Raw genomic sequence first — 9358 nt, forward strand, 5'->3', positions numbered from 1 at the left:
TCCTTCCAAGCTGCCTATACGCGCAAGTGGATGCGTGTGGACAAAAACTAAAGAGAAACTCATCCCTATCGCTTCTACTGATTTAGAAATAAGTGATGAAGAGATTATTGAAATTATGGAAAAAATAATAAGGATTTTACGAGCATAATAGCCACATTACGAAGCAGCACTCAAGATTTACTTGGATTTAGGTGCGAAAGTTAAGTAAATAACTCTATTGTAAAGCAAACGCCATTATCTTGATTATGTATGCTTAGTACACCATTATGATGATCTTCTATAATTGTCTTAGACATATACAAACCTAAACCTGTAGCGTTTTTTTCATGTTTAGTTGAAAAATACGGGTCAAAAATTTTATCTATTAGATCTTCTGGAATCCCTCCACCATTGTCTAGAATTGTTACTGTAGTTCCATCTTTATTATCTTGAGTTGATATAACTATTTCACCATTACTTATCTTTTTTTGAGCGAAGTTATCTTCTGCGTTTTTTAAGATGTTTAATATAACCTGCATAAATTCACTTTCTAAAATTTCTAATTTATTTGAAGAGTTGAAATGTTTCATAACTTTTATATCATTTGATACAAGAGAGCCTTTCATAATGTTTAATGCTTTTTTAATTGGATTATTTATTTCTAGTCTTTGAAAAGTAGTTTTAGGTTTGTAAAAGTCTCGAAAGTCGTCGATAGTTGTTGTTAAAGTTTGAGTTAAGTCTCCTATGCGATTGAGTCCATTCGTAAAATACTCTTCACAATCTTTTCTACCTTTAGCATTTTCTAAATCATAAGTTTGTAACTCCATCCTTATTTTTAAATCGATGGTGGTCGCGGCAATAGCTCCTAATGGTTGTCTCCATTGATGGGCTATCATACTAATCATCTCTCCCATTTGGACCATTCTTGTTTGTGCCAAGAGTTGTTGGTCTTGTTTTTTATTTTTCTCAACTTCGTCTTTAACTCTTTGTTCAAGGATTTTATTTATCTCCTTGTTAGTTGTATCTTGTGTATCGATGAAAACCTTACGTTGCCTCTGCCAGCGTAGCGATAGAGCTAGCACAAATAAGAACAGTATAATGATGATGAATAACTTCAAGATTAGCTTATTAGCGTAAGATTTTAGCAATGATGATTCAGGCAGGTCTACCACCTGCCATAAGGGATTTGACTTGAGCTGAGTAGCGGAACCATGCTGTGTAAGTCGATTTAGATCGTCTCTACTAAGGAGAATTTCTTCATGGAGTTTATCACGGCTCCCTTGCGAGGTTACTTCAATAAGTCCATGTTTACCGGTATGTGTAATCATCAGCTGATGCCCAAATAATTGTTCATCACTCATTAACTCTGCGAGTACTTGTGGGTTAAAGCTCACGAACAATGCTAACTTTTGTCCGTGATACTCCCAAATTGAGAGGATATCAAAGTGATAGTTATATGACATTGGGTGAATTTCACTGATCCTTTGTTTGTTACCGGAGACAAACTTTTCCAAGCCAATTCGACATATATCGCCGATACTATCATCAAAGTCAGCAAACATAAGCTTACCCGTTTCATTTGCTATGGCAAACGACACGAAAGACGGAAAGTGACGCTTTAAGTTCTCTCTAATTAGATCAATGGTCTCTTCTTTAGGATTTCTAGATAGCTCTTCTAACAACTCGCTCTGACCTTCGGCAAATACCGACATAGTGCGTTGACGTTCACTCAGTAACAAGTCCAGCCCACGTGCGGTAACTTGACTGCTATATCGTGCTTGGTCTTGCAAAGACCGTAATTGCCCATTATAATCAACAACTACATTCCATATTAGAATGCCCGTTGCCAACGTGATAATAAGAATACTGAGCTTATCCACTGAATTACCCAAGTATGAGTTGAGTTTTTTGATCATTGTATATGTCCTATTTCCTCTAATGGCTCAGAAAAATAATAACCTTGATACTCATCAACGTCAAGCTCTTTAAGCATTTCAAAGATAATCTTGGAGTGAACGTACTCCGCAATTACTTTAATACCAAGCTTATGAGAAAACTGCACTATTGCTTCTACGAGAGTATGTGCACGGGAGTCTGTATCTATATCTTTGATTAAAGAACCGTCTATCTTTAAGTAATCAGGTTCTATTGCCAAAATATACTCAAAATTAGAAAAACCAGATCCAAAATCATCTATGGCAATTTTTACACCATACTTGCGAAAATGTTTTATGAAATTTTTTACGTCGTCATAGTTTGCTATTGTTTCACTCTCGGTAATTTCAAAAATGGATCTATTTCCTATCTCTTTATTTTCTAAATAAAACTCATCCATTTTTGTAATTAATGGAATATTATTAATATCGCTATATGTAAAATTTATACTAAGAGTATGCTTTGAATCTTTTAATTTATTTAAAGCGCTAAATATAATTGTAGAAGATAAATATTCATAAAGTCTGGTTTTAATAGCAACATCTAAAAAGTGAAATGGAGATATCAGCTCTAGAGTCTTATCCTCTTGTAATCTCATAAGAGTCTCATGCTTAACTGTTTTACCTTCTTTGTTAACAATAGGTTGATAAACGGCAAGAACTCTTTTATCGTCAATCGCAGAAGATATATTATCTCTACATTTGAGAGTTAATCCACTCTCTTTTCTATGGTCTATTGAAGATGAATACATTATGAAAGGTTTTTTATGTTTTTTTGCGTAATCGAGTGCTATCTTAGCGCTCTCATAACCATTTTCTTTTACGCTTGAGAGTCCTATGGTAATATCCACTGTAATAATATATTCACCAATCTTGATTTTGAGATTATTTAACTCTTTAAATAATGTTTCTAGGAGTGATTCATATTTGTCTGTATCGATATATTTACTTGTGTCAAGAATGGCAAACTCATCTGCAGAGAGTCTATAAAGCAAGCATGTTTCTTCTTCCCCGTATAGACTCAGGTAAGTGGCAAATTTTTCTAAAACTTTTGAGCCAACATCACTTCCATAAACTTCATTGATTATTTTAAACTTATCAATGTCAATAAGTATAATAACGGGAGAGTCCAATCTCTTAATATCTCTAAAAAAAGAGTAGCGACTAAAAAGTTTTGTTAAAGAGTCATAATTTAGTTTATATTCTATCTCTTCATTCCTACTCTTCACTTCCGCTTCAAGCTCATTTTTATAGTTTAAGTTCAAGGTTAAAAGTTTTATTTTTTGAACTATTTTAAAAATTGCTTTTAAGAATTGGGATTGTTCTAATGGTTTTAGTATATAGCCTTCAATATCTAATTCTATTGCTTGTAAAATATATTGGCTGTCGTTGTACGCGGACAAAAATAGTATTGGTATTTCCTGATTTTTTTCTCTTATGACTTTTAGCATTTCTATACCATTAAGATTGGGCATATTTATATCACTTAAAATTAAATCAAAGCTACCGTCTTCAAACTGTTTGATTCCATCTTTACCATCAACTGCAACAGTAATATCTTTAAAAAAATTGTTTAGTAACTTAAGAGTCGTCTCACGAGCTGAATCATCATCTTCCACATAAAGAAGCTTTAATCCTATACTCATTCTAGTAAGTTCTTTAAGATTTATGGACATATTTATTCCTATTTCATATTATCATAGATTATATCGTAAAATAACAAGATAAATTTAACTATAAAATCTTTTTATTTTGATAATAAATAAAGTATCACAAAACTTAAAACTATAGAAACAGTTTTCCAAAAAGCAATAGGATTCCTTTCAAATATAGGTGGTTGAGATGTACTTATAAATTTTTGATTAGGATGACGAAGGTCATATGTAAACTCAGATAACAGTGAGTAACGGTGAAAAGGATTAGGAAGTAAAGCTTTTTTGAGTGTCTGGTCTACCCAGTATGGTATGTCATATTCATCTGTATATAAAGAGTCATACTTCAATTTTCGTTGTGCAGACTTACTCGTTGCCTTTGCTACATTAGTCCCATATGGAAATTTATTACTTAACATTGTATAAGTAATAATCCCAAGAGAATATATATCGCTAGAGGTAGTACCTGTTTCTTGTAGAAAATACTCTGGTGCTGAGTATTGTAATGTTCCAAGCATATTCTCTTGTTGTATCAGTGAATTGATTTCTTCAATACCTTCAACTCTTGTAGAACCAAAGTCTATTATCTTTATTACTCCATTTTCATCAATCAGTATATTTTCAGGTCTTATATCTTGGTGAATCATTTCTTGTCTATGAAATGCTTGTAAACCTTTTGCAATTTGTTCTATCATTACTCTAATAGTTTCGATAGATGGGCTAGGATTATCTATCATCCACTGTGCTAAAGTTTGTCCTTCAATGTATTCAAAAACAGTATATAGACAGCTTCTCGGTTTAGACTGCTGATATGATTTTAATACATTTACATGATTTATACGTCTAGCTATCCATTCTTCCATCATGAATCTCTCAAGGTAAACTTTATCATCTCTTAAATCAATGGATGGAACTTTTATGACAACATTTTGTTTTATCTGCGTGTCAAGGGCTAAATAAACATGGCTTCTATGATTTGAGCTTAACTCACGGATTATTAAATACTCATCTAGTGTATCTCGTGGCTTTAAGATAGGTGCAGGTTCTTTTTCTTGCAACTCTTGATAAATTTCAGTAACATCTTTAGCTGGTATGGAGTCTATACGTATGACTTGTACTGTTAGATTGTCATCACTTCCATTTTCTAAAGCTAGTTGAAGGAGTTTATCAGCAGAATTCTCAAATATATCTTCTTCATCTAGGATATCAATTATTTGTTGAGACTCTAAAAATTCATATACTCCATCACTCATAAAAAGGTATATATCATCTTTTGAAATTTTAACTTTTTCATAATCAACTAAAACTTCACTATCCATTCCTAACGCCCGACTCAAATAGCTTTTTTCTTCGGATATCCATAATCGATGGTCTGTTGTCAGTTGCTTGAGCGCATTGTCCCTTAAGCTATAAATACGTACATCTCCGACATGAAATATATGAGCAGTATTTGATTTTAAAATCATACTACTAAAGGTACATACATAGCCTCTATCTCGGTCGTATCTGTATTCACCTTGACGACTTTTAGAGTATAGCCATGAGTTAATAGCATTGATGATTCTTTTTGCAGATTTTTGAGTAGACCATGACTCTGGAGTACTATAGTAGTCTTCTAAAAATGAATTTACAGATAACTTACTCGCATCTTGACTGACATCACTACTACTAATCCCATCGGCAATAGCTATTGCTATTCCTTTATTTATAAACTGATGGCCTATAGGGATTCTTGTGTCATGAAAATCTTGATTTATTTCTTTTAAACCTTTAGATGTTGCTTGAGATACTGATATATTTAGTTGGTTTTGCAAAGCTTATCTCTTTCCTTTTACCAAGATTTGTAAGGTAGGAATTTTCCATTCATAGTTATCTTAACTCTATCTCCGGCTGGGTTTTCTTCTTTTTCAATATCCATAGAAAAATCTATAGCACTCATAATCCCATCTCCGAATTTTTCGCCGATAAGCTCTTTAATTGTATCTCCATATACTCCAACAACTTCATAAAAACGATATACAAGAGGGTCCTGAGGAATACTAAAGTCCCAAGTTTTATTGGGAAATTCTTGTAAAGCGATTGAAACTTGATCTTCTAACTTTAATATTTTACATAGTTTATCTGCATATTCTTTTTTTAAACTATTTTTTCCTAAACAAGCTGATGTAAGAAACACAGACCCTAGTGATACATTTGTAGAAATCTCTTCCCAACCTAAACCTAAGTTCTTTTTCGCAGCTAAAATCTCTTCAGTCATTTCTAGTTTTGTCATTTCTTTACCTTTAAATAATATTATTGAAATATCTTAGATAGTTCAAAAATAATATTTATTTTAGAGAATAGTATAAAACTATCTCTAAAACTTACGTATTATATTTTTCTTTTTGGACCCGTTTTTACGTGTGTATAATAAAGAGTTAGCCCTGTAAATAATAAACCACCTACTAAGTTACCTAAAGCAACAGGAAGTTCATTCCATAAAAGATAATCTCCAACTGTAAAATCACCACCCATTATTAATGAAAATGGAAATAAAAACATATTTACAATAGAGTGCTCAAAACCCATAAAGAAGAACAGCATAATTGGCATCCACATTGCAATAGCTTTACCACTTACTGTAGTAGATACCATTGCACCAACAACACCCATTGCAACCATCCAGTTACAAAGCATACCACGAATAAAGACTGTTATCCAGCCTGAAATACCATGTGCTTGGTATCCTAAAGTACGAGCTTCACCAATACCTGCAACCTTTTTTGCTATCTGACCACCAAAGCCTGCAATTTCACTATCAAAGGTACCATAAGTAAAAATAAAAGCCATCATAAATGCAACTGTTAATGCACCACCTAAATTACCAAGAGCAACTAGGCCCCAATTTCGTAAAATTTGAGGAATTGTTACACCTGGTCTTTTGTCTAACCAAGCTAATGGCACTAACATAAATACACCAGTCAACAAGTCAAACTTCATTAAGTACAACATTATGAAACCAACAGGGAACAATGCTGAAGCTAATATAAATGAACCTGATTTCATTGCAACAGTAATTGCAAAAACTGCTGCAAGTGCTAATATTGCACCTGCCATAAATGCTCTAATTAATGTGTCTTGTGTTGACATATATACTTTTGATTCACCTGAATCAACCATTTTTGTTACAAACTCTGAGGGCTCTAAATAGGCCATATTTTCTCCTTAGTACGTATAAGATTACATATTATATATTATTAATCTAATTTATATACATAAAAGCTGTATAATTTTTAATCATTATGAAATATTCCTAGGGCATACTTGGATAAGATGAGAGTTTAAGGTATTGGCTAATTCTTAAGCAATAAGTCATATGCTTTTTAGATTCTATTTGGTACAAAAATAAATAGTAACTATCACAGCATCTATAAAGTAATCATCCACGATAAAGTTCAGTATAATCTTTTTGACGACTATATCCATTTACATCACTTAGTGAAATTCCAGTTACTTCTGTTTCTGTAAGTAATTCTTTTACATTAGCAAGCTAAATGTTTGTATAATTGCTTATATTAAAAGAACTTCCAAGCTGCCTATGCGGCAGTTCACTGCTTGTGCAACTTCTGCATGAAGTAGCCTTTCTTCCAAGCTGCCTATGCGGCAGTTCACTGCAACAACAACAATCCTACCAAGCACCTACGCTTCCAAGCTGCCTATGCGGCAGTTCACTGCAACAACAACAATCCTACCAAGCACCTACGCTTCCAAGCTGCCTATGCGGCAGTTCACATACTTTTGATACTAAACAGATGGAAAAATTTCTTCCAAGCTGCCTATGCGGCAGTTCACAATTTGTTTGTAAATCTACAATGTATGAGATACTTCCAAGCTGCCTATGCGGCAGTTCACTTGTGCAATTCACAGGCTTAGAAGATAAAAATCTTCCAAGCTGCCTATGCGGCAGTTCACGACACAAGACGATAGAGATGATTTCTCTAACTCTTCCAAGCTGCCTATGCGGCAGTTCACATAAACTTCCCCTTCAAACTCTTCTGTTTTTACTTCCAAGCTGCCTATGCGGCAGTTCACATAAACTTCCCCTTCAAACTCTTCTGTTTTTACTTCCAAGCTGCCTATGCGGCAGTTCACTAGGAACAATAGAAGAAGATATAACTACTCAACTTCCAAGCTGCCTATGCGGCAGTTCACGATTATTATATTGAATTAGCTGAAGAGTATAACTTCCAAGCTGCCTATGCGGCAGTTCACGATGGGGTTAGACACGCTACTTCAGCAATGATCTTCCAAGCTGCCTATGCGGCAGTTCACCCTTCATTGTATAAGTCTGTCTCCATAGTTTACTTCCAAGCTGCCTATGCGGCAGTTCACGTGTCTCATAGTTACTATACTCAAAATTAAAACTTCCAAGCTGCCTATGCGGCAGTTCACAGGGCTAGGCGATACAGATTTCGATATATCTACTTCCAAGCTGCCTATGCGGCAGTTCACTATGTAACACTTCATCAATACTTACTTCTCTACTTCCAAGCTGCCTATGCGGCAGTTCACTACAGCACGTGGAGCGATTACCGCCGGAGATACTTCCAAGCTGCCTATGCGGCAGTTCACAAGGAGTTGTTATGATTAAGAAGTATTCAAAACTTCCAAGCTGCCTATGCGGCAGTTCACAACGGAGTATAATTCAATAGCTGAAGCTAACCCTTCCAAGCTGCCTATGCGGCAGTTCACAACGGAGTATAATTCAATAGCTGAAGCTAACCCTTCCAAGCTGCCTATGCGGCAGTTCACCAGAAGTTAATGACTCAACTTGCTCGAAGTCACTTCCAAGCTGCCTATGCGGCAGTTCACGTTATTTGGGTTTCCGTACTGTGTTTTATTTTCTTCCAAGCTGCCTATGCGGCAGTTCACACTCTTTTGGTTTGGTTTCTTTTAGTCTGTACCTTCCAAGCTGCCTATGCGGCAGTTCACTGTTGGTGCAGACAAAGAAAAACTAACCGCTTCTTCCAAGCTGCCTATGCGGCAGTTCACTATCTTCTACGCTAGAATTAAAGTGTTGCAGTCTTCCAAGCTGCCTATGCGGCAGTTCACGTGAGGCAGTTTTTGGAGTGTCGTAAAGATTACTTCCAAGCTGCCTATGCGGCAGTTCACATAGAATCGTCACTACGTTTTTTGATCAAACACTTCCAAGCTGCCTATGCGGCAGTTCACAGTATTTAAACAGGGAGAAAGACCAGGACTTACTTCCAAGCTGCCTATGCGGCAGTTCACATGACTCTTCAGCTATAAAGAACTTATCTTGTCTTCCAAGCTGCCTATGCGGCAGTTCACTATTAAACGCTTTAGATATTACAGACATTGACCTTCCAAGCTGCCTATGCGGCAGTTCACCTCTCAACCCTCTATGCCTCTTTTGATAAATTCTTCCAAGCTGCCTATGCGGCAGTTCACCGAAAGTTCCTAATTCTAGCATCGAAGGGCAACTTCCAAGCTGCCTATGCGGCAGTTCACTGATGAATACTTTTGAGAAATATATTCTTACTCTTCCAAGCTGCCTATGCGGCAGTTCACCAAGAGAAGATGTTAAGCAAGATATAAAAAATCTTCCAAGCTGCCTATGCGGCAGTTCACCTTGTAGCCTTTTGGTGCTGTGGAGTTCCAGACTTCCAAGCTGCCTATGCGGCAGTTCACGTTACTAAAACCTTGTTATTTGGTTTGTCGTACTTCCAAGCTGCCTATGCGGCAGTTCACTTGACAGCTATACACTTGACATTAATTACGCACTTCCAAGCT

Annotated in this window: 5 protein-coding genes and 1 CRISPR repeat array; all 5 genes read right to left on the minus strand. The window is 35.5% G+C overall.

Going from position 1 to position 9358, the window contains the following annotated elements; all coding sequences use genetic code 11:
• Positions 1–200 precede the first annotated feature (200 nt).
• The gene (locus tag ACI9TV_RS04090; protein WP_415249481.1) at positions 201–1691 is read right to left on the minus strand and encodes a sensor histidine kinase; all 1491 of its coding nucleotides are present in this window, start codon (positions 1689–1691) and stop codon (positions 201–203) included.
• A gap of 200 nt (positions 1692–1891) precedes the next feature.
• Entirely contained in the window at positions 1892–3589 is a 1698-nt protein-coding gene (locus tag ACI9TV_RS04095; RefSeq protein ID WP_415249482.1) for an EAL domain-containing protein, read from the minus strand.
• Positions 3590–3660: 71 nt separating this feature from the next.
• A complete protein-coding gene (locus ACI9TV_RS04100; RefSeq protein ID WP_415249483.1) occupies positions 3661–5379 on the minus strand; it encodes a protein kinase domain-containing protein in 1719 nt (572 codons plus the stop codon).
• A 17-nt stretch (positions 5380–5396) separates the two neighbouring features.
• Positions 5397–5837 carry a cyanase gene (cynS, locus tag ACI9TV_RS04105; RefSeq protein WP_415249484.1) on the minus strand — a complete coding sequence of 147 codons (441 nt, stop codon included), beginning with the start codon at positions 5835–5837 and terminating at the stop codon, positions 5397–5399.
• A 98-nt stretch (positions 5838–5935) separates the two neighbouring features.
• Positions 5936–6760: a formate/nitrite transporter family protein gene (locus ACI9TV_RS04110; RefSeq protein WP_415249485.1), complete on the minus strand. Its 825-nt coding sequence runs from the start codon at positions 6758–6760 to the stop codon at positions 5936–5938.
• Positions 6761–7128: 368 nt separating this feature from the next.
• A CRISPR array of direct repeats spans positions 7129–9316; the repeat unit is 28 nt; unit sequence CTTCCAAGCTGCCTATGCGGCAGTTCAC.
• The last annotated feature ends 42 nt before the right edge of the window (positions 9317–9358 follow it).

Source organism: Sulfurimonas sp. (genome assembly GCF_047622445.1).
Lineage (GTDB): Bacteria > Campylobacterota > Campylobacteria > Campylobacterales > Sulfurimonadaceae > Sulfurimonas.

What these genes read in the sequence shown, in the direction of transcription:
- ACI9TV_RS04110 (WP_415249485.1), bottom strand. Translation starts at nt 6,760, where the DNA reads ATGGCCTATTTAGAGCCCTCAGAGTTTGTAACAAAAATGGTTGATTCA.
- ACI9TV_RS04095 (WP_415249482.1), bottom strand. Translation starts at nt 3,589, where the DNA reads ATGTCCATAAATCTTAAAGAACTTACTAGAATGAGTATAGGATTAAAG.
- cynS (WP_415249484.1), bottom strand. Translation starts at nt 5,837, where the DNA reads ATGACAAAACTAGAAATGACTGAAGAGATTTTAGCTGCGAAAAAGAAC.
- ACI9TV_RS04090 (WP_415249481.1), bottom strand. Translation starts at nt 1,691, where the DNA reads ATGTCGGTATTTGCCGAAGGTCAGAGCGAGTTGTTAGAAGAGCTATCT.